General features: G+C 59.7%; 20 protein-coding genes. 7 read left to right on the top strand and 13 right to left on the bottom strand.

The genetic code is table 11. The features are described 5' to 3' along the window. Positions 1–2: 2 nt before the first annotated feature. The 8 genes from BLU52_RS03225 to yaaA all read right to left on the bottom strand — a co-directional run bounded on the left by BLU52_RS03225 (position 3) and on the right by yaaA (position 11,784). Positions 3–1,469 carry an alginate O-acetyltransferase gene (locus tag BLU52_RS03225; protein WP_090281861.1) on the bottom strand — a complete coding sequence of 489 codons (1,467 nt, stop codon included), beginning with the start codon at positions 1,467–1,469 and terminating at the stop codon, positions 3–5. An 11-nt stretch (positions 1,470–1,480) separates the two neighbouring features. Beyond that, a complete protein-coding gene (gene algG, locus BLU52_RS03230) occupies positions 1,481–3,067 on the bottom strand; it encodes a mannuronan 5-epimerase AlgG (protein WP_090288431.1) in 1,587 nt (528 codons plus the stop codon). A 26-nt stretch (positions 3,068–3,093) separates the two neighbouring features. Further along, entirely contained in the window at positions 3,094–4,575 is a 1,482-nt protein-coding gene (locus BLU52_RS03235; RefSeq protein WP_090281862.1) for an alginate export family protein, read from the bottom strand. Continuing rightward, positions 4,572–6,077, bottom strand: coding sequence for an alginate biosynthesis TPR repeat lipoprotein AlgK (algK, locus tag BLU52_RS03240; RefSeq protein WP_197677952.1), 1,506 nt, complete (start codon positions 6,075–6,077; stop codon positions 4,572–4,574). The genes BLU52_RS03235 and algK overlap by 4 nt, the downstream gene beginning before the upstream one ends. 15 nt (positions 6,078–6,092) lie before the next feature. Further along, positions 6,093–7,262 carry an alginate biosynthesis protein Alg44 gene (locus BLU52_RS03245; protein WP_090281864.1) on the bottom strand — a complete coding sequence of 390 codons (1,170 nt, stop codon included), beginning with the start codon at positions 7,260–7,262 and terminating at the stop codon, positions 6,093–6,095. A 35-nt stretch (positions 7,263–7,297) separates the two neighbouring features. Next, positions 7,298–8,779, bottom strand: a complete 1,482-nt coding sequence (gene alg8, locus BLU52_RS03250; protein WP_162098720.1) for a mannuronan synthase — start codon at positions 8,777–8,779, stop codon at positions 7,298–7,300. 99 nt (positions 8,780–8,878) lie between these two features. Beyond that, positions 8,879–10,195, bottom strand: a complete 1,317-nt coding sequence (locus BLU52_RS03255; protein ID WP_016771595.1) for a nucleotide sugar dehydrogenase — start codon at positions 10,193–10,195, stop codon at positions 8,879–8,881. Positions 10,196–11,004: 809 nt separating this feature from the next. Continuing rightward, on the bottom strand, positions 11,005–11,784 hold the full coding sequence (gene yaaA / locus BLU52_RS03260; protein ID WP_090281865.1) for a peroxide stress protein YaaA: 780 nt from the start codon (positions 11,782–11,784) through the stop codon (positions 11,005–11,007). A 327-nt stretch (positions 11,785–12,111) separates the two neighbouring features. Here yaaA and BLU52_RS03265 point away from each other — a divergent pair, with 327 nt between their 5' ends. The 6 genes from BLU52_RS03265 to BLU52_RS03290 all read left to right on the top strand — a co-directional run bounded on the left by BLU52_RS03265 (position 12,112) and on the right by BLU52_RS03290 (position 17,342). Further along, positions 12,112–13,236: a polysaccharide deacetylase family protein gene (locus tag BLU52_RS03265; protein ID WP_090281866.1), complete on the top strand. Its 1,125-nt coding sequence runs from the start codon at positions 12,112–12,114 to the stop codon at positions 13,234–13,236. A 337-nt stretch (positions 13,237–13,573) separates the two neighbouring features. Next, positions 13,574–14,968, top strand: coding sequence for a PhoH family protein (locus tag BLU52_RS03270; protein WP_090281867.1), 1,395 nt, complete (start codon positions 13,574–13,576; stop codon positions 14,966–14,968). Between the two features lie 175 nt (positions 14,969–15,143). Continuing rightward, complete coding sequence (gene moaC / locus BLU52_RS03275) at positions 15,144–15,617, top strand: cyclic pyranopterin monophosphate synthase MoaC (RefSeq protein WP_007972660.1); 474 nt, start codon at positions 15,144–15,146, stop codon at positions 15,615–15,617. After that, positions 15,614–15,856, top strand: a complete 243-nt coding sequence (locus BLU52_RS03280) for a MoaD/ThiS family protein (protein WP_090281868.1) — start codon at positions 15,614–15,616, stop codon at positions 15,854–15,856. The genes moaC and BLU52_RS03280 overlap by 4 nt, the downstream gene beginning before the upstream one ends. Positions 15,857–15,859: 3 nt before the next feature. After that, entirely contained in the window at positions 15,860–16,312 is a 453-nt protein-coding gene (gene moaE / locus BLU52_RS03285; protein ID WP_090281869.1) for a molybdopterin synthase catalytic subunit MoaE, read from the top strand. A 253-nt stretch (positions 16,313–16,565) separates the two neighbouring features. Further along, a complete protein-coding gene (locus BLU52_RS03290; RefSeq protein ID WP_090281870.1) occupies positions 16,566–17,342 on the top strand; it encodes an ABC transporter substrate-binding protein in 777 nt (258 codons plus the stop codon). 101 nt (positions 17,343–17,443) lie between these two features. Here BLU52_RS03290 and BLU52_RS03295 read toward each other — a convergent pair whose 3' ends face one another. The 5 genes from BLU52_RS03295 to BLU52_RS03315 form a co-directional block, all read right to left on the bottom strand. After that, positions 17,444–18,070 carry a helix-turn-helix transcriptional regulator gene (locus BLU52_RS03295; protein ID WP_090281871.1) on the bottom strand — a complete coding sequence of 209 codons (627 nt, stop codon included), beginning with the start codon at positions 18,068–18,070 and terminating at the stop codon, positions 17,444–17,446. A gap of 90 nt (positions 18,071–18,160) precedes the next feature. Further along, positions 18,161–19,288 (bottom strand): NAD(P)/FAD-dependent oxidoreductase, encoded by a 1,128-nt coding sequence (locus BLU52_RS03300; RefSeq protein ID WP_090281872.1) that lies wholly within the window; start codon positions 19,286–19,288, stop codon positions 18,161–18,163. A 149-nt stretch (positions 19,289–19,437) separates the two neighbouring features. Further along, complete coding sequence (locus BLU52_RS03305) at positions 19,438–20,382, bottom strand: ornithine cyclodeaminase family protein (protein ID WP_090281873.1); 945 nt, start codon at positions 20,380–20,382, stop codon at positions 19,438–19,440. Between the two features lie 117 nt (positions 20,383–20,499). Continuing rightward, a complete protein-coding gene (gene rhlB, locus BLU52_RS03310) occupies positions 20,500–21,990 on the bottom strand; it encodes an ATP-dependent RNA helicase RhlB (RefSeq protein WP_090281874.1) in 1,491 nt (496 codons plus the stop codon). 96 nt (positions 21,991–22,086) lie between these two features. Next, on the bottom strand, positions 22,087–22,743 hold the full coding sequence (locus BLU52_RS03315; protein WP_090281875.1) for an alpha/beta hydrolase: 657 nt from the start codon (positions 22,741–22,743) through the stop codon (positions 22,087–22,089). Between the two features lie 468 nt (positions 22,744–23,211). Between BLU52_RS03315 and BLU52_RS03320 the strand changes: the two genes are divergently transcribed. Further along, positions 23,212–24,243 (top strand): amino acid ABC transporter substrate-binding protein, encoded by a 1,032-nt coding sequence (locus BLU52_RS03320; RefSeq protein ID WP_090281876.1) that lies wholly within the window; start codon positions 23,212–23,214, stop codon positions 24,241–24,243. Positions 24,244–24,275: the final 32 nt, after the last annotated feature.

The raw sequence follows: 24,275 nt of genomic DNA on the forward strand, positions 1-24,275 counted from the left end.
CCTCATTGCCCAAGCTGCGCGGTCTGTTGACCGGCGCCCGGGAATACGTTGCGTTTGCAGATTTTCGCTTCGACTTTTTGTGGCGCGGCGCCGGGCTTGGCTTCAGGCCCCTGGACTTCAACGGCCAGCAGGTTTTGCGAGGCCCAGTCTTCGTCCGTGCGCAGCTCAAAGGCGAAACGACCGTCGGTGTCGGAGGTTTCCGGTTTCTCGATCTTGATGTCCTCGTGGCGACCGTTCATGTACCAGAGGGTGGCTTGCAGAGTTTTCACCGACGTGTCGGCGAAGCGGATGTCGACCTGATGATTGGCGTTCTGCAGATTCAGGTTCTTGCTGTTGACCATCAGTTCCTGTTTGCTGCCCGGCTTCAACGTGGCGCTGCCGGTCATCTGTGCGTCTTTGCCTTCGCAGCCGTTATCGAGCAAGGCCATCATCTGGCGATAGATGGTTTCCTGGTCGAGGCGATACAGCGGCGAGAATTCCCAGATGAGAATCTTCGGTGGCGACTTCTGGAATTCCTCGCTGCCCAGGTATTGCAGCATCGAACCTTCAAAACCGCCGCCGGGGAAGGCGACGTTGAGAATGTCGGCGCCGATGGCTTCTTCGAGGAAACCGGCGAAGTTGTAGTTCTTGCCGCTGTGCGAAGTGCCGACCAGAGTGATCTGCGGGTTGCCGGAATCGCCGAACAGGTCGCCGTCACCCGCTTCGCCTTTCGGCTCGGTGGTGAACTGGTCCATGTACTGGATCGCGTAGCTGGTGCCGCACAGTTGTCCGGCCATGTTGTGCAGGGTGCCGGTCTTGCCCATGCGCCCGGACTTTTTGGTCTCGAACTCACGCTTGGGAATGTCGGCGAAGGCCGGGATCTGCTTGACCTTCTCGGCGACGATTTTCGCTGTGCGCTGGGCACCGTACGGCGTCCAGTGCTGGTCGCCGCGGAAGTAGAAATCGTGGGCGGGCAGGGTGTCCGGCAGCGATTCGTTGGTCAGCGGCGACAGGTCCGGCACCACGTAACCCATCTTGGCGAAACGGCCGAGCATGGTCTTGTAGTTGCCCAGCGCTTTCTCGTAATCGAACGCGGCTTTTTCCTGCGGGTTGAGCTTGTTGCGGTTCACCAGGCCACGGGTCGGCTGGTAAACGATCACCAGCTCGACGCCTTTGCTCTTGAACGCATCGTGCAGTTGCTGCAGGCGCTTGTAGCCGGCCGGCGTGGTGTTGAACTCGGTGCGCAGGTCTTCCTGGGTCCGGAACAGCCAGTCGCCCTGGGCCTGCACCAGCGTGGTGAAATTCTGCTGATAACGCGTGGTGTAGTTCTTCGCGTCATGGGCGGCCGGGCACAGGTTGCAGCATGGCTCGGCGGTGAATTTCGGCGGCGCGGCCGTTTCACTGCCAGCGTCGGCACGCGCGTTGCCGGCGGCGAGAATGCCAAGGGTCAGGGCCGAGAGGCTGAGCAGTTTGATCATGTGTGGGTGCATAAAAATTATCCTCAGTCCCGCATTTCGGTCTGGCGTTCGACAGGGTCGATCAGCACGGCTTTCTGCTGGCGCACCAGCAAGTCGAGAATTTCATCCTGGCGCTCGCCGAGGATGCCGTTGAAGCTGATGCCGCTGGATTTGGTCGGCGCCAGCATCGACACGCGATACAGCTCGACACTCAACGGCGAATCGATCGACAGCGGGCCGCTGCCATTGGCCGCCAGTTCGCCGCCGACGACGATCAGCGAGACCTGGGCATCGAACGGGTCGAGCTTGATGTCGCGGTCGGTGTCGGTCAGGTCCTTGATGTGCCCGTAGACGCCGGTCAGGCCGTTGGCCATGGCGATGTTTTCGTAGAGGCGAATGTTCACGCTGTTACGAATACGGATGCCGTGACGCCGGTTGCTGATGACCTTGTTGCCCCACAACAGGTTGTCGGCCGACTCATAGAGCGTGATGCCGTCGGTGTGGTTCTTGTAGATCTCGTTGTAGGCAATGATGTTGTTGATGCTGTTACGGTCGATCACCAAGCCCGACAACTTGTTGTCGTAGCTCTTGTTGTTGAAGATGAAGCTGTCGTTGACCTCACGGGAAATAATGATCCCGTGCTTCTTCTTCGTGCCGTACACGGTGTTCTCGGCAATGATCAGCCGGTGCGAACGGTCGTGCGGGTCGATGCCGTAGACGATGTTGTCTTTGTAGGTGTTGCCCTTGACCACAAAGTCGCTGGTTTCGTAGCAGTAGAAGCCGTACCACATGTCCGAAAACTCGGAGCCGACGATCCAGCCGGTCGGTTCAGGACGCTTGAGCACCTTGGCCATGTTCGGCGTGTACTGGGAAATACTCACCCCGTACGACTTACTGTTGGCGTAGCCGAAGCTGGCCATCTTGCTGTTGACGATGTAGGTCTCGGTGCCGCCCCAGGCGAGCAGGAACGGGCGGAATTCCTTCGGCGAACGGAAGGTTGCCGGGCCGTTTTCCTTTTCGCGCCAGCCAGTGACTTTGGTGTCACGCACAAACAATTGGCCGTCGTTGACCAGGAACGAACCGGCCTCTTGGGACAGACGTAGTTCCTGGGTCTGACCGTCGATTTCGAGGATGCCTTTCTCGCCGACCACGATCGGCAGTCTGGCCAGGTACACGCCCGGCGCGGTCTCGCTGAAGTACTGCTTGGGCAGTTTCTTCGCCAGATCCTTGAGGTTCATGTAGCCGTCGTCGATGAAGATCGCCTGCGGGATGCCGTGCTGACGCACCACCCATTCGGCCATCTTGTTATCGCCGCCGATGAAGTCCTTCAGGGCGTTTTCCTGCATCATCCGGCGCACGCTGATCTTGCCCGGCTTGCTGCGCACGATCTTCGCCGCAGCGGCTTCGGCGGTGAAACCGGAAAGGTCAGGCAGGGTCGGTTTGGCCAGTTGCAGCGCCTCGGTCGGCGCGCTGCTGACGGTGTAGGTCTTGGCCTGTTGCAGCTCTTTGGTCACAGTGGCCGGCTTGCCCGCCTGGGGCGCGACCGGTTCCACGTTGGCAAAGGCGCCAGCGCTGGCCAGCAGCATCGCGCCGGCCAGCAGGCTGAGTGAGCCTGTTCTGGTGCTGATCATGTCGGGCACTCCCTTGGCGGTTTGCATCAGAAGCGCCAGATCACGTCGATGAATGCGCGGTGCATGTACGAATCGACCTGGCTGCCATAGGCATCACCCGGCTTGAACACACCGCCACGGAAGCGCACCAGCGCCGAAGGTTCGTCGATCGACTGGCTCAGCGCCGCCGGCAACAGGCCTTGCTTGAAGTATTTGGTGACGACCAGGTCCATCTCCTGACCCAGGTCCTTGTTGCCGTCTTCAAGCGGCAGCGAGGTGCTGGAAAGGATCGCGCCGGTGACGTCGTCGGTGTTGTTTTCCACGGCGTTGATGCCGTTGCTGCCCACCGGCTTGTTGCCGTCGACACGCCAGAACTTGTGGTAGATCAGGCTGGCGTCGTATTCGTCGTTGACCATCCACGAACCGAACAGGGTCGCGGTCTGCATGTTGTTCATTTCGCCGCGGAACGCTTCACCGAAACGGTGTACGCGCGAACGAGTACCGGTGTAGTTGGAGCGGTTGCTCTCCAGACCGTTCTGCTCGTAATCGGCGCTGGCGCGGGCATAGGCACCGCCGACTTGCCACTGCGGATCGAGGCGCAGACGCACGCCGACATCGGCCGCCCAGCCGCTGATGTCATCGCTGCGCTTGGCTTGTGCAGGGCGGCTGCCATCGGCGTTCAGCGCGTTGACCGTGTCACGGTCGCCGCTCATGCCGGTGATGCTGCCCCAGTAGTTGACGGTGTTGGTGTTGCGCCAGTTGTAGGCGTCGCTGTCAGCGGTCAGGCCGATCCAGCTGATGTCGCCGTTTTCGGTCTTGTCCAGCGAATCACGCGCTACACCCGGTTCGGCGTAATCGAGCTTGCCGTCATCGTGTGTGTGGTGACCGCGAATGCCGACCCACTGGCCCGGCGTCCACTGATACGCCGCGTCGGCGTAGGCGTGCAGGCGATCCTTGTCTTTGGGCGCGAGCTCTTTCAAGTCGGTGCGGTATTCGCTGAAGCGCTCGGCCACACCGGCGTTGGCACGCAGCAGGGTGGTGTCGAAGGTCCAGTTCAGCGCTTCGATGTTGGTGTCGCGCCATTGGCCGTCGTCATTGCGCAGACGCTGACGACCGAACTTCAGAATTTCGCCAGGGTAGGGCGTGAAGCCGCTGTAGCCGACCCAGAATTCGCGCATCGCCAGGTAGTTTTTCTTGGTTTCGCGATCACCGCTGTCGGTGGTTTGTGCACCGTCGGATTGTTGCAGGGTGTCGGTCTCGATGATGTCGGTCGAGGTCACAGCCTGGCCCATGGCGTAGGCGCTCCACGCGCCGCTTTCGCCGTAGATCCACGGACGCAGATCAAGGCCGACACCGTTGACGTCGCCGCCACGGGCGGTGCCGAGGTCGCGGTCGTCTTCTGATTGGCCGGTGAGTTTCACTTCCAGGCCGAAGTTCTTGCTTTCAGTCATCGCGGCCAGTGTCGGGCAAGACCAGATCAGCGCGAAAGTGAGGCCAATGCCGGCCTTCACGAATGGGTTCAGCTTCATAGTTTTTCCTCGCCGTCTTCTTCTTGCAGGGCGTGCAGTTGCAGCGTGTTCGGGTTCAGCGAGCCACGGCTGGCTTGCTCTTGTTGCAGCAGGCGGCGAGCTTCAGGCAGACGCTCGGGCGGCAATTGCGCCTCGAGGGTCGCTGCCAGCTCAGCGGCTTGCGGAGTGTTTTGCGCCTTGGCCAATTGGCTGAAGACGTAGGCGTTCAGTGGGTCGGGCTTGGTGCCTTTGCCTTGGGAAAACAGTTGGGCAATGGCGAAGTCGGCGCTGTTCTGGCCGTTGCGCGCAGCAGTCAGCAAATGGTCGAGGGCCTTCTGCGGATAGACCTTGCCCAGGTAGCCACGGCGATAGATCTGGCCGAGGTAGTAATCGGCGGCGACTTCACGGCCCACGGCTTTCTGGAAATGTTCCTCGGCGACTTTCGCGTCGGCCGGGACCAGTTTGCCTTCGTAGTAGACCTTGCCCAGCAAAAGCTCGGCGCGTGGCTGGTCGGCGGCGCGGCCGTTGTCCAGGTACTTCATCATCTGATCGACGTCGCCCAGTTCCGGGAAATCGTAGAGCAGTTGCGCGAGGCTGACCCACGCCGCCGGGTAGCCCGGAGCGATCGGTTCGAGCAGTGACTGCGCGGTTTTCTCGTCAGTCTTGCCCAGGGTCGAATCGGCGAGCACGCGGGCGACCGAGTCAACGCGCTGGGCGGTGACGGTGCCACGGCTGTAACCGGCCTGCATCTGCTTGATCAGCTCGGCCTGTTGGTCCGGCTGGCCACGTTTCTGGTAAACGGTGGCCAGTTCGACGTAGCAGATATCGGTGGTGTTGAGCGCGGCCTTGCAGATTTTTTCCACGTCATCCAGGTGCTGGTCGTAGGTGCCTTGGGTGCGATACAGCAGCACCTGGGCCAGACCGGCTTCCGGGTAACCGGCCTTGCGCCACTGATCGATCTGCTGCTGAGCGTTGATGTTGGGGAAGCTGTGCGGGTATTGCAGATACAGCATCGCCAGCGGGATCAACGTGTTGCCTTCGCCATTGGCGGCGGCTTTTTTCAGCAGGGTTTCGGCTTCGTGGTGCTCGGCTTCGGTGGAGCCCGGTTTGGCCACCAGCAGACGACCGAGACGGGCCTGGGCACGTGGCGACACGCTGGCCGCGGCGCGGTAAGTCGCTTCGGCCTGTTTCATTTGTGCCGGGTCGCGGCTGTCGACCTGGATATCAGCCAGGCCGACTTGCGCCTCGCTGTAGCCCAGGTCGGCCAGTTGCTGGTAGTTCTGCGCAGCGGTGGCGGTGTCGCCACGTTTGAGCGCTTCGTTGGCCAGACGCTGGTCGGGCAGACCGGCGCAACCAGCGAGGCTGACGGCCAGGGCCAGCGAGCACACCATCAATCCCTTGTGGGAGCCAGCCTGCTGGCGATTCAGGCGACGCGGTGTTTCAGCTGTACCGCGCTGATCCAATCGCTGGCAGGCCAGCTCCCACAGGGATCGCGGTGTGTTCAGGATGGGTGGAGTAGTCACAGGCATGTCCTCGACTTAAAGACCGGCAGCCATGGCTTTGTCGATCAGCCAGTTCAGGTTCGGGCCACGGTCGCTGTTCACTTCCACCGGGCGGCCGGCGAAGCTGCTGTCGAGCGGCTCGTCAGGCTGGATCTGCACGCGGATGTCGGAGGACAGGTCGGCGCTCTTCAAGCTGGTGCTGCTGACGATCTTGCCGGTGCGGGTCTTGTCTTCGCCGGCGATCTGGAAGCTCACTGGCGTGCCTGGGCGCACATCGCCGAACTGGCGATAGGAGAAGCGTGCATCAACGGTGGCCTGGGTGTTGCGCGGCACCAGTTGGAAGATCACGTCACCCTTGCTCGCGTACTGACCGTCGGCGACCAGTTGCTGGGCCACGGTGCAGTCGCACGGCGAGGTCAGGGTGCCGGTCATCTGCTTGCCGAACAGTTCTTCAACCTTGGCCGGGGCCAGTTGGTCTTCGGCCAGATGACCCTTGAGCACGTCGAGCATGCTGGTGCTGAAGGTCGCCAGCGGCGCGCCTTTGGCGGCAACGCCGTCGGATTTGACCAGGCTCTGCACGGTGCCGTCACGCGGCATGGTGATGTTCATTCCTGGCACGCTGACCAGACCGGCCTGGGCGTGGCTGACGAAGTACATGCCGTACACCGATTTGAAGATGAAACCGGCTGCGACCAGACCGACAGCGAAAATACCGGCGCTGAAAGTCACCGCTTTCAGACGGCCGAACGCGGTCATGCCGGTGTCGTTGCTCTTGTTCTTGCGTGCCTTGGTGAAGTTGTCGCGCTGCAGGGTCGCCAGCACTTCGCCGATGCTGACGATGTCGCCGGCCAGGTGCGAAGTGATCAAGTGGCGCAGGGTGGAGATGTCCTGCGGCTCGAGGTTCTGGAACTGGCAGCCGGCGCGGCCGGTGGCGCGATCGAAGGAGCGCACCTGCAGTTCAACGTCCATGGCCAGGCCGAGGTTGTCGATGACGAATTGCAGACGCGCCTTGTACACCTCGCCGATGGTCAGCGGCATCTGCCCGGCGTTGAACGCCAGACCGCCAGCCGACAGGTCCAATACCCGCGCTTCGACCGGAGTCCGGTCAGGGCCGAAGAAACGCAGCTTGGCCGGGATTTTCACGCGAGCGTGCTGGCGCTGGGCTTCGGATTCATGCACTACGTTGACGTTGACGGCGGTATTCATAGGGGCGATTTCCTTGTTAATTCAATAGGAGCGGGTCAGACCATCATCAGCAGCACGGCGACAAAAATGCTGCCGGCGGAGAAGGTCATGGTCCGAGACGACCAGGTGTTGAACCAACGTTGAAAGCTGGCGAGGTCACGGGTCAGGGAAGTGGGCTGGCGAGTCCACGATTGTTGGTCGAGGCGGAAGAACACGTAGATCTTCACCAGCGCGCCAACGATCTGGTTGTAATACAAAATCGCCGGGTAAGCCGGGCCGATGCGGTGGCCGGAACACGACAGCAACAGCGTCAGGATCAGGCGGGTGATGCCGATCCACAGCAGGTACACGAGGATGAACGCGGTGCCGTACTTGAAGCTGGCGATCAGCGCTACGGTCAGGCCGAGCAACGAAGTCCACATCGACACACGCTGGTCGAACAGCACCACCGAAGTGAACGCGCCGAGGCGGCGGATACCCAGGCCCAGTGCACGCGAGTTCTGGCGCAGGTTGTTGCCGTACCAGCGGAACATCAGCTTGCGGCTGGCCTTGATGAAGCTCTTTTCCGGCGGATGCTCAACGGTGTTGATCGCCGCGTCCGGCACGTAGAAGGTGTCATAACCCAGGCGCATCAGGCTGAACCAGCTCGACTTGTCGTCACCGGTCAGGAATTTGAAGCGGCCCAGACGCCAGTGTTGCAGCGAGTCGCTTTCAACGTCGGCGATGAATTCCGGATTGGTCACCACGGATGCTTTGAACACCGACATACGACCAGTCATGGTCAGTACGCGCTTGGACAAAGCCATCGAGCACATGTTGATGTGGCGCTGGGCGAAACGCAGCTTGTGCCACTCGCTCATGATGTAGCCGCCGCGCACTTCGCAGAATTCGTTGGTGGTCAGGCCGCCGACGTTGCCGAACAGCTGGAACCACGGCACGGTCTTGCGCACGACGCCTTCGCCGAGCACGGTGTCGCCGTCGATCACGGCCACTACGGCACGGTCATCCGGCAGGTGACGGGAGATCGCGCGGAAACCGAAGGCCAGGCCATCGCGCTTGCCGGTGCCGGGAATGCGCACGAAGTCGAGCTTGACCCGCTCCGGCGGATTCATCCGTGCCCACAGCGCCTTGACGAGCAGTTCGTCGGACATTTCCACGATCGAGCAGACGATGGTGGTCGGCAGTTCGCAATCGATGGCTTCGCGGATCACCGAGCTGTAGACCTGCGCGGTGGTCAGCGCGTCAATACGGAAGCTGGTGACCATCAGGAACACATGCGATGGATCGGCGGCCTTGCCCAGCTTGCGCACTTTGCGGCGCAGGTGCGGGTAGACGATGTAGAGAAAAATCATGCCGCGCACAAAGTGCGTTGCACCCATCGAGTAGCGCCAGATACCCACGGCGCCAATCAGGAAAATGAAGTCCTTCGACTCGGAGTCGAATGTGGACGTGGGCAGCATCAAGGCCAGGCCCATCAGCAGACTGAGATAAAAAAGCCAGCCGGCTGATTGCAGAAAAAAATGTTTGAGCTTGGTCATAACCGTCATCCGAAGGTAAGGGAAGCCGCAAGTTGCAAGCTTCAAGCTGCAAGCCAATCGCGTTGACTTGCAGCTCGACGCTTGTCGCTTGGCGCTGCGTTACCAGCAAATACCTTCGGTGCGGCTACCGGCGCTGGTGGCCTTGGACATGAAGCCCACCAGGTCGATGACTTGCTTGCCCTGCGGCGCTTCCTGGGCCAGCGAACGGAATTTCTCGTCGCGGTTGCCGAGGATGATCACGTCGGAGTTGTCGATCACCGAATCGAAGTCCGAGTTGAGCAGGGACGATACGTGCGGGATTTTCGACTCGATGTAGTCTTTGTTCGCGCCGTGAACACGGGCGTACTCGACGTTGCTGTCGTAGATGCTCAGGTCGTAACCCTTGCCGATCAGCATTTCGGCCAGTTCGACCAGCGGGCTTTCGCGCAGGTCGTCAGTGCCGGCCTTGAAGCTCAGACCGAGCAGGGCGACTTTGCGTTTTTCATGGCTTTCAACGATGTCAAAAGCGTTCTGCACTTGCGATTCGTTGCTGCGCATCAGCGAGTTCAGCAGCGGCGCTTCGACGTCCAGGGAACCGGCGCGGTAGGTCAGGGCGCGGACGTCTTTTGGCAGGCACGAGCCGCCGAAAGCGAAGCCAGGGCGCATGTAGTACTGAGACAGGTTGAGGGTCTTGTCCTGGCAGACCACTTCCATCACTTCACGGCCATCGACGCCGACCGCTTTGGCGATGTTGCCGATCTCGTTGGCGAAGGTCACTTTGGTCGCGTGCCAGACGTTGCAGGTGTACTTGATCATTTCGGCAACGGCGATGTCCTTGCGGATGATCGGTGCGTCGAGTTCTTCGTACAGCGATTGCAGAACGTCACCGGAGGCGGTGTCGAACTCGCCGATGACCGTCATCGGTGGCTGATCGTAGTCGGCGATCGCAGTGGATTCGCGCAGGAACTCAGGGTTGACCGCAACGCCGAAGTCGACGCCGGCTTTCTTGCCCGAGCAGTCTTCGAGAATCGGGATCACCACGTTAGCCACGGTGCCCGGCAGAACGGTGCTGCGCACGACGATGGTGTGACGGGTGGTTTTTTCACGCAGAACAAAACCGATCTCGCGGCATACCGCTTCGATGTAGTTGAGTTCCAGGTCGCCGTTCTTTTTGCTCGGTGTACCGACGCAGATCATCGACAGGTCGGTGTCGCGAATGGCTTCGGCGAAGTTGGTCGTGCCGCGCAGACGACCGGTCTGGATTCCCTGTTGTAGAAGTTCGCCCAGACCCGGTTCAACGATCGGCGATTTACCGGCGTTGATCATGTCGATCTTGTCTTTGGCAACATCGACGCCAACTACGTCATGGCCCCGTGCAGACAGGCAACCGGCACATACTGCGCCAACGTAACCCAAACCAAATATGCTGATGCGCATCGCAATTACCTCTGTATATATCAGGCCTTAGAGGCCGGAGTTAATGGTGTTCAGCGGACACTAGTGCACTCGAAAGTGCGGCTTACAGGCGCCACAATGCCGTGTGCAGGCATACTAAGTTTCGAGTGTCTAAATAAGTGCACTCAAGATGTGCGCAACCAGGCCTTATTGTTATGACTTGCCCTGTTATGCAGCGGATCTTCTTTCTGAAGACTCTTGTGCAATCGTCTTGCGCGCTTGATGCGGGGATGAAAATCCCTGTAAATCAAGCGGTTCAGTGCTCAGGCGAGCACGTTTAAAGGGTACGACCATGGGTTTTGCAGGGGATATCAATGGTGCGTATCGCCTGTCCATCGTTTCGTTTTCAGACCCGTTAGTCATCTAGTCAAGTTGCTGTGACAAGTTGGTTACATGGCTATCAGTCCTGCGTAAGTTATCTCGTACAAACTCGCCGAGAATCGTTACCGGTGGTATGAGCTACGCATTTGGACATAGTTCCAGCCCGCTCATCGTGCCACCTGAAATTTTTTGAAATATTGGTAAAGATGGCACTGCTTTCAATTTGATAGCACTAGCGATTTCGCCCTTTAGTTCTGGGGCTATAAGCGTGCTAGATAGTTTTGTGCCACTACTGCAAAAAAATTTAGGTGCCACTACTGAAAAAACTGACGAGTGTCGAGTGAAAGAATTCTTAGAAAAGACAGGGGTATTTTTTTGGCGCCATTAAACTGGCGAAATACGGCGGGGGATTTCTGACATCGTGCGAGGTGCACGACTCTGGATGAAAAGAGTCGTGCATTGGGCATGCTTTATTCCGGGGCGTGATCGCGCAGAAATACCAGATTGTCGGGTTTCGACTGCTCGGCGCTGTAGCGATAACCCTGCACATCGAAGTGCTTGAGTTGCGCCGGATCGTTGATCTTTTCCTGGATCACGAAACGGCTCATCAGACCGCGGGCTTTTTTCGCGTAGAAACTGATGATCTTGTACTGGCCGTTCTTCTGATCCTTGAACTCGGTATTGATGATCCGCGCGTTCAGGGCGGTGCGTTTGACGGCCGAGAAGTACTCGTTGGATGCCAGGTTGAGCAGCACATCATCGCCTTGTTCGGCCAGCGCTTCGTTGAGCCATTCGCTGATACGCGTGCCCCAGAAGGCATAAAGATCTTTGCCACGGGCGTTGGCCAGTTTGGTGCCCATTTCCAGGCGATAGGCTTGCATCAGGTCGAGGGGGCGCAGCAAGCCATAAAGGCCGGAGAGCATGCGCAGGTGTTTTTGCGCGTAATCGAAATCTTTTTCGCTGAAAGACTGCGCGTCCAGACCGGTGTAAACGTCGCCTTTGAAGGCGAGCAATGCCTGCTTGGCATTCTCTGGCGTGAAGGCCGGCGTCCAGCTACCGAAACGCGCGGCATTGAGGCCGCCGATCTTGTCCGATACGTGCATCAGCTCGCTGATCTGCGCCGGGCTCAGCTCGCGCAATTGCTGGATCAGTTCCTGGGAATGGTCCAGGTATTGCGGCTGGGTAAAGCGCTGGGTCGCCGGCGGTGTTTCGTAGTCGAGGGTCTTGGCGGGGGAAATCACCATCAGCATGAAGTCGTCTCCTTTAATCGTGGGGCGATTCTAGGGGGTTGGCGGGGTTGACTCCAGCTATGGGGGTCATAGGTCGGTGCAAGGGCCGGGATTTGCGACGGCTGGTGGATCTTTACCCTCACCCCAGCCCTCTCCCGGAGGGAGAGGGGGCCGATCTTCGCTGGTTTCCAAATTTGGGTTCGACTCGGTAGTTCAGGTAGGCGGATATCGAAAGAACGACTCGGTCGGCTCCCTCTCCCTCTGGGAGAGGGCTGGGGTGAGGGTAGCGACCTTGAGCCGTGCACATCAGCTATAGTGCCGCGCGGGTTTTGTTATGGAGACGTCCCCTTGCGCATTGTTCTTTTATTCACCGCTTGGCTGTTGAGTGTCGCTGCCGTCGCGGCGCCTGGTGATCCGGCGACGCTGGACCGCAACACCTGGCCAGAACAGCTCAGCAGCCCGACGCTGTTCGACGTCGCGTCACGCGCAGAAATTCTGATGTTTGCCCGTGGCCTGCTCGGCACCGAGTCGATCGACGAGGCCGCGCTGGCCCAGCGCCTTGGGCTGCGCACGGTCAATATCGACGCGGTCAATCAATTGCGCCAACGTCTCTGGCAGCGCCTGCTCGCCAATTACAACTATGCCCAGCAAAGCTGCGACCAGGACGCCTCGTTCTGCTTTCTCGTCGAGGACCTGCCGACCCTGCGTGAGCAAGCCGCCAAGTTCGTGGTCAGCGACGACAGCTATTACACCAAGTGGGCCGAACCGAGCCGGATCTTCCATCTGCAATATCTGGATGAACTGCTGCGCAAGGCCGCGCTGTTCCCGCAGACCAGCAGCGAAGTCGATCGTTTCGGCGACTATGAGCGCAACGGCGACGACATGCACGATCGCCTGTTTCTGCTGACCTTCGACAGCGCCGCCAACGTCCAGCCGGACAACACCGACTGGCTCACCGAGTACCTGCGCAAATCCAATATGAGCGGCACGTTCTTCGTATTGGGCAAGGATATTCAGGCGCGGCTGGCCGATCGTTCGGTCAGCAGCCTGCAAGCGAGTTTTTCCACCCAGTGCGTAGGCGTGCAAGGTTGGGAGTTCCGCTCCCACAGCCACTGGCAGGACTGGCAGGACTCGGTGCGGCGCAGCGCCGATCTGGTGAAAAACAAACTGCCGGAAAACTACGTGCCGCTGTTCCGCCCGCCCGAAGGCCAGCGTCGCAGCGACGCACAAGGCTTCTTCAATGCCCAGGGCCTGCAAGTTGCCCTGTGGGATATCGACGCCCAGGACGGCGCCGGCAGGCTCAAGGGCCCGGCGAGCGCGCAGCGAGTCCTGACCCTGATGCTGTTGTGGCGCCACGGGGTGATCAATTTCAACATGAAACAGGATGCGGTGAAGACCTCGTTGCCGTGGCTGATCACGCAAACCGCGCAAAGCGGCATTGGCTGGGAGGACTGTCAGGACGCGTTTCGATGAAAATGGCAAGGGGCCCGGAAACATGGGGCTTAGGGCGATTTTCAAGAGGAATTCGATGCAGGCGGACTTCCGACTTTAGCGGTGTCTGGTGAGTCCGCCAAGGGCTTTTCGTCACTCTGCAAAATAAACTTAAAAAAACCGTCAAAGTACTTTTTTATGTCATCGGTTTTGGAGTATTACGAAGACAGACCGCCGAAACCTGCAACACAGGTGGCGTCTTCCAAGACCCGTTTGTTTGCAGTCACTTGAATCTCCGCAGGTGAGATTTCGGCAGTCACTTCGAGGCGCAGCACCGCTCAGGTATTGCGTCTACTGGCTCTGACATAGGTGACCGAGTATGGATGATCACGGACGTAGCCCTTCCTCCAACCAGCCAATCCTGTATGTACTCGATACCAACGTATTGATTCACGATCCAAACGCCCTGCTGAATTTCGAAGAACACCACGTTGCCATCCCGATGACCGTGCTCGAAGAGCTCGACAAGCTCAAGAGCGGGCACCACAGCGTTGCCGCCGAATGCCGCCAGGCCATCCGGCTGATCGACAAGACCCTGGGCGATGCGTCTCCCGAAGACGTCGAACTGGGCGTGCCGATCCAGCGCGGCAAGGGCGGCCCGAAGGGCTTGCTGTCAATTCTGATGAGCAAGCAGGCCGAATCGAACCTGATTCTGCCCGAGCATCTGAACGACAACAAAATCATCAACCAACTGATCGACCTGCACGCCCGCGACCCGCAAAAGCCAGTGGTGCTGGTCACCAAAGACATCAACATGCGCCTCAAGGCGCGCGCCTGCGGCATCGATGCCGAGGATTACAGCACCGACCAGCTGGTCGATGACGTGTCCCTGCTGCCCAATGGCTACCACACCATGACCGGCTCGTTCTGGGACCGCGTGAGCAAGGTCGACACCCGCCAGGATCACGGCCGCACCTGGCATCAAGTGCAACTGATCGACAACCTGCCGGCAGTGCACATCAACGAGTTCATCATCGACGAACAGGGTTTCGTCGGCTGGATCAAAGAGATCGATGAAGCCAAGTTGCTGATCCTCGATTTGCATCAGGAACCGCTGTTGCATCAGGAAGCCTGGGGGCTCAAGCCACGCGACATCTATCAAAGCCTGGCGCTGTACGCGCTGCTTGACCCGGACATTCACCTGGTCAACCTGTCCGGCGCTGCCGGTTCCGGTAAAACCATTCTGGCCCTGGCCGCGGCGATCGAGCAGACCATGGTCAGCAAGCGCTACCGGCGCATCATCGCCACGCGCAGCGTGCAGGGCCTGGACCAGGAAATCGGTTTCCTGCCCGGCACCGAAGCGGAAAAAATGGAGCCTTGGCTGGGCGCCATCACCGACAACCTCGAAGCCTTGCACATGGATGACGAAAACACCCATGGCAGCGTCGATTACATCCTCAGCAAAGTGCCGTTGCAGTTCAAATCGCTCAACTACATTCGCGGTCGCAGCTTCCAGCAGAGCCTGATCCTGATCGACGAATGCCAGAACCTGACGCCGCACCAGATGAAAACCATCATCACCCGTGCCGGCGCCGGTTCCAAAGTGGTGTGCCTGGGCAACCTCGCACAGATCGACACTCCATACCTTTCCGCGACCAGTTCCGGGCTGACCTACCTGACCGAACGCTTCAAGGATTTCCCCAACGGTGTGCACATCACCCTGCAAGGGGTGCCTCGCTCGATTCTGGCTGAATACGCAGAGTCTCACCTCTGAGCTGCAAGCTTTAAGCTGCAAGCCGCAAGTTTCAAGCGTGCCAAGTGAACTTCACTTGCTGCTTGTAGCTTGCGGCGTTCGGCTGCTTAAATACTACCTTCCCGAACCTACAACCGGACTGCGCTTTCACTTGCCGCTTGTAGCTTGCCGCTTGCAGCTGCCTCAAGGAGGCCCTGTGCTGACTCATCTCGATTCCCAAGGTCGCGCCAACATGGTCGACGTCACCGAAAAAGCCGTGACGTTCCGTGAGGCGACGGCCCAAGCGCTGGTGCGCATGCTCCCTGAAACCCTGCAGATGATCGTCAGCGGCGGCCATCCCAAGGGTGATGTATTCGCCGTGGCGCGCATTGCCGGGATTCAGGCGGCGAAGAAAACCAGCGATCTGATTCCGCTGTGCCATCCGCTAATGCTCACCGGCGTCAAGGTCGAGCTGAGCGCAGAGGGCGACGACAGCGTGCGCATCGTCGCTCGCTGCAAGCTGTCCGGGCAGACTGGCGTGGAGATGGAAGCGCTGACCGCCGCCAGCGTCGCCGCCCTGACCATTTACGACATGTGTAAAGCCGTGGACCGCGGCATGACCATCGAAAGCGTGCGCCTGCTGGAAAAAGTCGGCGGCAAGAGCGGCCACTTTCAGGCGGAGCAGCCATGAACCTGACCGTGAAATTTTTCGCTCGATACCGTGAAGCGCTGGGCGTCGAGTCGGTAAAGGTTGAAGGGGATTTTGCTACGGTCGATGACGTGCGCAGTCTGTTGGCACAGCGTGACGGCGCCGAAGTGTTGCGCGAGCAGAACCTGATGTGCGCCCGCAACGAAGATCTCTGTCAGCTCGACGAGCCGGTAGCCGACGGCGACGAAGTGGCGTTTTTCCCCACCGTGACCGGAGGCTGAGCCATGGCGATTCGTGTGCAAGCCACGCCGTTCGATCCAGGCGCTGAAGTCAACGCCATGCACGCGGCCAACGTCGGCGTTGGTGCGGTGGTAAGTTTTGTCGGTTATGTACGCGACTTCAACGACGGCCTCGACGTGGCCGGGATGTTTCTCGAGCACTATCCGGGCATGACTGAAAAAGCCCTGGGCAAGATCGCTATCGAAGCCGAACAGCGCTGGCCGCTGCTGAAGCTGGAAGTGTTGCATCGCATCGGCGCGCTGGAGCCGGGCGAGCCGATCGTCTTCGTCGGCGCCGCCGGCGCTCATCGCCAGGCCGCCTTCGACGCCTGCGCCTTCGTCATGGACTACCTGAAAACCCGCGCGCCGTTCTGGAAGAAAGAAAACACCAGCGACGGCCCGCGTTGGGTGGAGGGGCGGGACAGTGATCATGCGGCTGCAGATCGCTGGAAGACATAAGCCCTGCGTCGCCCTCTAGTCAGCCATCGCGAGCAGGCTCACTCCTACATTTGGAATGCGTTCCACTTGTAGGAGTGAGCCTGCTCGCGATGACGCCATTTGCAACGCCAAAAATCCCTCCTCTTGCCCGATTGACGACTTGTACCTTTGAGTCCAGTATGGATTTCCAAGTACAAAAAATGCTTCTGTCTTGCCGCTTATAGCTTGCCGCTTGCAGCTGCTTTCTTGCCAACAACCCCGCGAGAGAACGAACATGAAGAAACTCCCCCTCATCACCGGCCTGGCCTTCAGTCTGTTGGCCTGCGCCAGCAGCTTCGCCGCCGAGAAAACCCTGCGCATCGGCATTGAAGCCGCTTACCCGCCATTCGCCTCGAAAACCGACAAGGGCGAAATCGTCGGTTTCGACTACGACATCGGCAATGCCCTCTGCGCGCAGATGAAGGTCAAATGTGTGTGGGTCGAGGGAGAGTTCGACGGGCTGATTCCGTCGTTGAAAGTGAAGAAGATCGACATGGCCCTGTCGTCGATGACCATCAATGAAGATCGCAAAAAGTCGGTGGATTTCACCCACAAGTATTACTTCACTTCTTCGCGTCTGGTGATGAAAGAAGGCGCTAGCGTCGATGATCATTACGCCAGCCTCAAGGGCAAGAACGTTGGTGTACAGCGTGCGACCACGACTGATCGGTTCGCCAGCGAGGTGTTCGAGCCCAAGGGCGTCAACGTCAAGCGCTACAGCAACAACGAAGAGATCTACATGGATCTCGCGGCAGGGCGGCTCGACGCGATTTTTGCCGACACCATTCCGCTGAATGACTTTCTGTCGATGCCACGCGGCAAGGGCTATGCGTTTGTCGGGCCGGAGCTGAAGGATCCGAAGTATGTCGGCGAAGGCGCGGGGATTGCGGTGCGCAAAGGCAACTCGGAACTGGTCAGCCAGTTGAACGGAGCCATCGATGGCATTCGTGCGAGCGGCGAGTATCAGAAGATTTCCGAGAAGTATTTCAAGTCGGATATTTACGGCGACTGATAAACCGCTATCGCGAGCAGGCTCACTCCTACATTTGGAATGCGTTCCCCCTGTAGGAGTGAGCCTGCTCGCGATGGCGTCAGAGACATTCCCGCAAATTTCTAGCCCTTCGCTTCCTTCAAATGCTTGTACACTGTCGCCCGCCCCATATTCAGCACATTGGCGACATAATTCGAGGCACTCTTGCCCTTGAACGCGCCCTCGGCGTGCAGCGCCAGCACCAGTTCACGTTTGTGATCGCGGTTCAGCACATTCAGGCTCAACTGGCGTTCGCGCAGCCAGGCATGCAGGAACGTGTTGATGCGTTCCTGCCAGTCATCGCGAAACAGTGCGTCCGGTTGCGGGATCAATTTGCTCGGCGAGAGAAACAGGTCGAGCGCTGCCTTGGCATTTTCGAACAATGAAATATTCAGGTTGATGCACAGCACCGCCAGCGGTGCGCCTTCGCTGTCGCGCAGGACGCTGCTCAGGCTGCGGATCTTCTGACCGTCCCAATTGAGCTTTTCGTACGGGCCGATGTTGCGATCGCTGACATCCTCGCTGAGCATGTCTTCCAGTGACGAATCGTCGCCGATTTCGCGTTTTGACAGGTTGTTGGCGATGTAGTCGACCTTTTGCGTGCGCAGGTCATGCAGCACCACTTCGGCGTGCGGGAAAAACAGCGTGGCGATGGCATCGGCGATGGCGCGGAAGTTATCCAGCGCCGGGTCGAGTTCGGGGGCGGTCATGACAGTGGAGCTCCAGGCAGCGTCAACGCCTCCGTGATCAGGAGGCGCAGGGAGTGTGCCGCAATCCGTGGCGCGCGTCACCGCACGGATTCAGCGCAGGCGAGCAGGGGAGAGCATGGCGCTGTTCAGCCCGAATTGCTGCAGGTGTTCGGGCAGTGGCTGGCCACGCACCAGTGCCGCGCTGGCCTGGCCCATCGCCGGCGACGTCTGAATGCCGTAGCCACCCTGCGCCGCCACCCAGAACAACCCCGGCACCCGCGGATCGAAACCGCTGAGCAAATCGCCGTCGGCGACAAAGCTGCGCAATCCGGCCCAGGTGCGGGTCGGGCGGCGAATGGTCAGGGTGGTGGCTTCTTCGATCTGATAGATGCCCATGGCGATGTCTAGTTCTTCGGGCTGGACATCATGCGGTTCGACCGGATCGGCGTTGGCCGGCGAGCCAAGAAACATCCCAGCGTCGGGCTTCATGTAAAAGGACTCGTCGAGGCTGACCAGCATCGGCCAGTGATGAATATCGACGCCCTCAGGCCCGGCGAAGATGAACGCGGCACGGCGTTTCGGTTGCAGGCCCAGCGCAGTTGCACCGGCCATAGTGCCGATCTTGTCGGCCCAGGCGCCGGCGGCGTTGATGATCACCGGGGCGCTGAACGTCTGGCCGTTGGTTTGAACGTGCCACAAACCTTCGGCGTCGCGGCTCAGGCCGAGCACTTCACAATCGGTGTGCACTTCGCCGTTGTGGCGGCGGATGCCGCGCAGGTAACCCTGATGCAGAGCATCGGTATCGATATCGCTGGCGCTCGGATCGTAGATTGCGCCGTGGACTTTTTCCCGGCGCAGAATCGGCAGGCGCGCGCAGGCTTCGTCGGCGCTGAGCAGTTGCATCTGCGGCACGGTGGCTTTGGCGCTGAGGTATTGGTTGTTCAATTCGGCGGCGTCACCGGTGAAATCCACAGTCATTTCGCCGCGTGGCGTCAGCAGCGGGTGTTCGCAAAAACCGGCCGGTGGATGGTCGAAAAACGCGCGGCTGGCTTGAGTCAGCGCGCGCACCTGCGGCGTGCCATAAGCCGCGGTGAACAGCGCGGCGGAGCGGCCAGTGGAGTGATAGGCCGGATGGGATTCACGCTCGAGGACAATGACTTTGGCGTGTGGTGACAGCCAGAAACCGGTGGAAGCGCCAGCAATTCCGCCGCCGATGATGATGAAATCTGCCTGGTTCATAAGGGGCTCCGGTGTGTACACCATATTCAGAAATTGCACTCTCCCATGTAGGAGTGAGCCTGCTCGCGATAGCGATCTATCATTCAACGATGCATCGTCTGATATACCGCTATCGCGAGCAGGCTCACTCCTACAGGGGCTTTGTGTGTTCAGTGACGGAGGTGATAAATGGCGTTGGCCAGGGCAATGTCCTCCAGCCCCAAACCGATCGAGCGAAAAAACACATGACGCCGGTAATCGGGACGCTGCACCTTCTCGCTGAGCAGATCCGCCAGGTCGCCCACAATTGAATCTTTGCTCCAGCCATGCTGCTCAGCCGCAATCAGCATTTCACCCGCCGAACCTGGTGTGGTCAGACAATAGTCGCAGAACACCTGCATGTCGTTGAGGTTTTGCGGCGGCACTTCGTGCGCGCGCGGGGCGTTGGTGCTGATCGAGGTAATCAGTGCCGGTCTGCTCAACTCGGCCGGCTCGATCACCGGCCCGGCGGACGACGTGCACAGCATGATGACGTCTGCATCAGCGAGAGCGGTTTCGCGGCTGGCGGCGATTTTCAGCCTCGGCGCGATGGCTTTCAATGCGGCCTGTGTTTCAGCATCTTCCAGCAAGGAGGGCGAATACACGCTGATGCTTTGCCAGTCGCGCAAAGGTTTCACATAGTGCAGATGCGCCTGGGCAACCTTGCCGCTGCCGATTATTGCCAGCCGTGTAGCGTTTACGGGGGCAAGGGCATCGATCGCCACAGCGGTGGTCGCCGCAGTCCGCGCGGTGGTCAGTTCGCCGGCATCGCACAGCAACAGTGGCTGGCCGGTTTGCATCGACATCAGCAGTGTCCACGCTGTCACCAGCGCGCCTTGCTCGCGGACGATGTACGGCGAAGTCTTCACGCCGTACACGCCGTCTTCGGCCAGCACGCCCAGATAGTTGATGAAATCGCCGGCGCCTTGCGGAAATTCCACCCATTGCTGCGCCGGCTGCACGGCGCTGCCGGCCGCAAGATCACGGAACAGCTTGCGCAAAATCCGCGGCACATCGATCTGGGCCAACAGTTCACGAGCCTGGGCCTGGTCGATCACGTAGGGCGTGCTGGACATGATGCGCTCCGAAATTAAACTTATTTTTCCATTATGGACTTTTAGTTCTTTCGAGCAATACGCGGGCGAAAAAAAAGCGCAGTCCGTTGCCGGCTGCGCTTTTTTGTCGAGCGTCGCTTACTGCGGACGCTTTCGCTCAACCGGGCGCAACAGATGCGTCGGCGGCGTTTCACAGCTGATCTTGCGGCCGAGCTTTTCTTCGATGGACGGCAACTGGTAGGAGTCGTCCTCGCCGGCGAAGCTGATCGACACACCATCGGCCCCGGCGCGACCAGTACGGCCAATGCGGTGCACGTAATCGTCCGGGACTTCCGGCAGGGTGAAGTTGATCACATGGCTGATGCCATCGATGTGAATGCCGCGACCGGCCACATCGGTGGCGACCAGTACGCGAATCTTGCCTTCGCGGAAACCTTCCAGGGTCTTGATGCGCTTGTGCTGCGGCACGTCGCCGGACAGTTGCGCGGCATTGATGCCGTCGCGCACCAGACGCTCTTCGATACGGCGCACTTCGTCCTTGCGGTTGGCAAACACGATGACCCGTTCCCAGCCGTTATCGTTGACCAGGTTATAGAGCAGTTTGTATTTGTCGGCAGCGGCTACGGCGTAGATGTGCTGCTCGACATTCTCGTTGGCGACGTTGGTGATTTCGATTTCGACAATCGCCGGATCGGTGGTCCACTGCTTGGCGAGGTTCATCACGTCTTCGGTGAAGGTCGCGGAGAACAGCAGGGTCTGGCGCTCGGACTTCGGCGGGGTCTGGCGAATGATCTGCCGGACTTGCGGGATGAAACCCATGTCGAGCATGCGGTCGGCTTCGTCCAGCACCATCACTTCGACCATGTCCAGGTGCACGTCGCCACGCTGGTTGAAATCGAGCAGGCGGCCCGGGGTTGCCACGAGAATGTCGCAGTGCCGCGCCTCGAGGTGCTTGAGCTGCTTGTCGAAATCCATGCCGCCAACGAAGGTCATCACGTTGAGGCCGGTGTATTTGGTCAGGTCAGCGGCGTCCTTGGCGATCTGCACCACCAGCTCACGGGTTGGCGCGATGATCAGCGCACGGGGTTCACCCATGTAGCGTTCTTTCGGCGGTGGCGTCTGCAACAGCTGGGTGATGATCGAGATCAGGAACGCGGCGGTCTTGCCGGTGCCGGTCTGCGCGCGGCCGATGGCGTCTTTGCCGGCGAGGGTGTAACCGAGCACCTGCGCCTGGATCGGTGTGCAATACGGAAAGCCCAGATCCTGGATGGCGTGCATCAGTTCTGGGGAAAGTTTGAAATCGTGGAAGCGGGTTTTGCCTTCCTGGGGCTCGACGACGAAGTCTTCGAGTTTCCATGGAATCAGCGGGGCCTTGGGCTTCGGTTCGCGGCGTGGTCTGGCCGGTTTCGGCGCTTCGCTGCGTGCGGGCTCGGCGGCGATTGGCGCGGCCGTGGCGGGTTGCGGCGGTTGTTTCGGTTCTGGCTTCGGTGCCGCTACGTGAGCGGTGCGGTCGGCCTGCGCGGCATCGTTGCGATGACCGGCGGCGTGCGACGGCGCACTGGGAACTGGCGCGAGCTGCTCAGCCTCGCTTTTACCGAACATCTTCTTGAGTGCTTTGAGCACGGTCATCTCATCAGTTGGTTAAGGAATGTACGCCGGCCAGTGTAATGCAAGAAACGGGCGCGGCGTAGGGGGAGGCGCAAAGGCTGCCAATAAAGCCGACGCTTAGCGCAGGCGTTCGCTCAACCAGACACCGATGTCGCGAATTTCTTCGGGTAACACTTCGTGCTCCATTGGGTATTCCTGCCATGTCACGGTGACACCATGCTTCAGCAAATGCTCGTAGGCGCTGCGGCCCATCGAGTTCTGCACCACGCCATCGAACTGGCCGTGCAGGCACAGCGCCGGAATCCGCTGCTGACTGGCGGATAATTGCAGTTCATCGCTGAACGTTGGCGCGTAGGTCGACAACGCCAGAACCCCACCCAATGGCCCCTGCCACTTCACAAAAGCGGTGTGCAGCACCACGGCGCCACCCTGGGAAAAGCCGGCGAGAAAAATCCGCGAGGCGTCTATTCCGCTGGCGCGCTCGGTTTCGATCAATTCAATGATGCGATCCGCCGACGCTTCCAGCTGGTCACGGTCAATCGCCCGGGCCGGGCTCATGGCTTTGATGTCATACCAGCTGGGCATGGCATATCCGCCATTTATCGTCACCGGAAGGGTCGGCGCCTGCGGGAGCACAAAGCGTGTGCTCAGCAGACTTTCCTGCAGCGCCTCGGCCACCGGCAGGAAGTCATAGCGGTCGGCGCCGAGGCCGTGCAGCCAGATCACGCAGGCGTCTGCGGGCTTAACAGGCTGAAGAATCAAGGGCTCGGTCATGGCTGCTCCAAAAATGTGCGGGCGCTCTCATTGAGTGCGTGATGGAAGTGCGCGCCCGGTTGATCCGTTAAGAAGATGTCGCAAGGTTACAAGTTTTGCTATTGACGTGTCGCGCAATCACTTTGGCAAGCGGTGTGGTACGGCGTTTGCTATGGAGGTTTCTGTACGAAGCGTCCTACGCGTGGCGGTAACACTATCAGTCTACGTCGCGCGATGGGACAGCAACGAATCCGGTGATGGATGTTCGCCAATGGTCGCTACGGGCTTAGCGAACGTGAAAGGGCTACAGCCCGTTCGGCCGATTGGTGAGAAGTGAGTGATCCATGATGTGGATTTTCTCCTACTAGACTCATAGCGAAGGTCTTACGTCGGTTGACCCCAAAAAAAGCCAACACGGGTCAACAACGCCTCAAAAGGGTGCGACTGGACTCAAGCTCCGACACAACAAGAGCAAAACTGGAGGTTTGAATGAAGATGTTGAAATCCACTCTGGCGGTCGTGACTGCTGCAGCAGTACTCGGCGTCAGCGGGTTCGCTCAGGCGGGTGCAACCCTGGATGCGGTACAAAAGAAAGGTTTCGTGCAGTGTGGCGTGAGCGACGGTCTGCCAGGCTTCTCGGTACCGGACGCAACCGGCAAGATCCTCGGCATCGATGCTGACGTCTGCCGCGCTGTGGCCGCCGCCGTTTTCGGCGACGCGAGCAAGGTCAAGTTCAGTCAGTTGAACGCCAAGGAGCGCTTCACCGCGCTGCAATCGGGCGAGATCGACATCCTCTCGCGCAACACCACCATGACCAGCTCTCGCGATGCGGGCATGGGCCTGAAATTTCCGGGCTTCATCACCTACTACGACGGTATCGGCTTCCTGGTTAACAACAAGCTGGGCGTGAAAAGTGCCAAAGAGCTGGACGGCGCGACCATCTGCATCCAGGCCGGCACCACCACCGAGCTGAACGTTTCCGACTACTTCCGTGGCAACGGTCTGAAATACACCCCGATCACTTTCGACACCTCCGATGAAAGCGCCAAGTCGCTGGAATCCGGTCGTTGCGACGTGCTGACCTCCGACAAGTCGCAGCTGTTTGCCCAGCGCAGCAAGCTGGCCTCGCCGAAGGACTACGTGGTTCTGCCGGAAACCATTTCCAAAGAACCTCTGGGCCCGGTCGTGCGTAACGGCGACGACGAGTGGCTGGCCATCGTCCGTTGGGTCGGCTACGCGCTGCTCAACGCAGAAGAAGCCGGCATCACTTCGAAGAACGTCGAAGCAGAAGCCAAGTCGACCAAGAACCCGGACGTAGCCCGTATGCTCGGCGCTGACGGCGAGTACGGCAAAGACCTGAAACTGCCGAAGGACTGGGTAGTACAGATCGTCAAACAAGTCGGCAACTACGGCGAAATCTTCGAGAAAAACCTCGGCAAGAGCACTCCGCTGGAAATCGACCGCGGCTTGAACGCCCTGTGGAACAACGGCGGCATTCAGTACGCACCACCAGTGCGCTAATGGTTCTATCGCCCGGCGGGCCAACCGCCGGG

The sequence above is a fragment of the Pseudomonas granadensis genome, from assembly GCF_900105485.1.
GTDB classification, from domain to species: Bacteria; Pseudomonadota; Gammaproteobacteria; order Pseudomonadales; family Pseudomonadaceae; genus Aquipseudomonas; species Aquipseudomonas granadensis.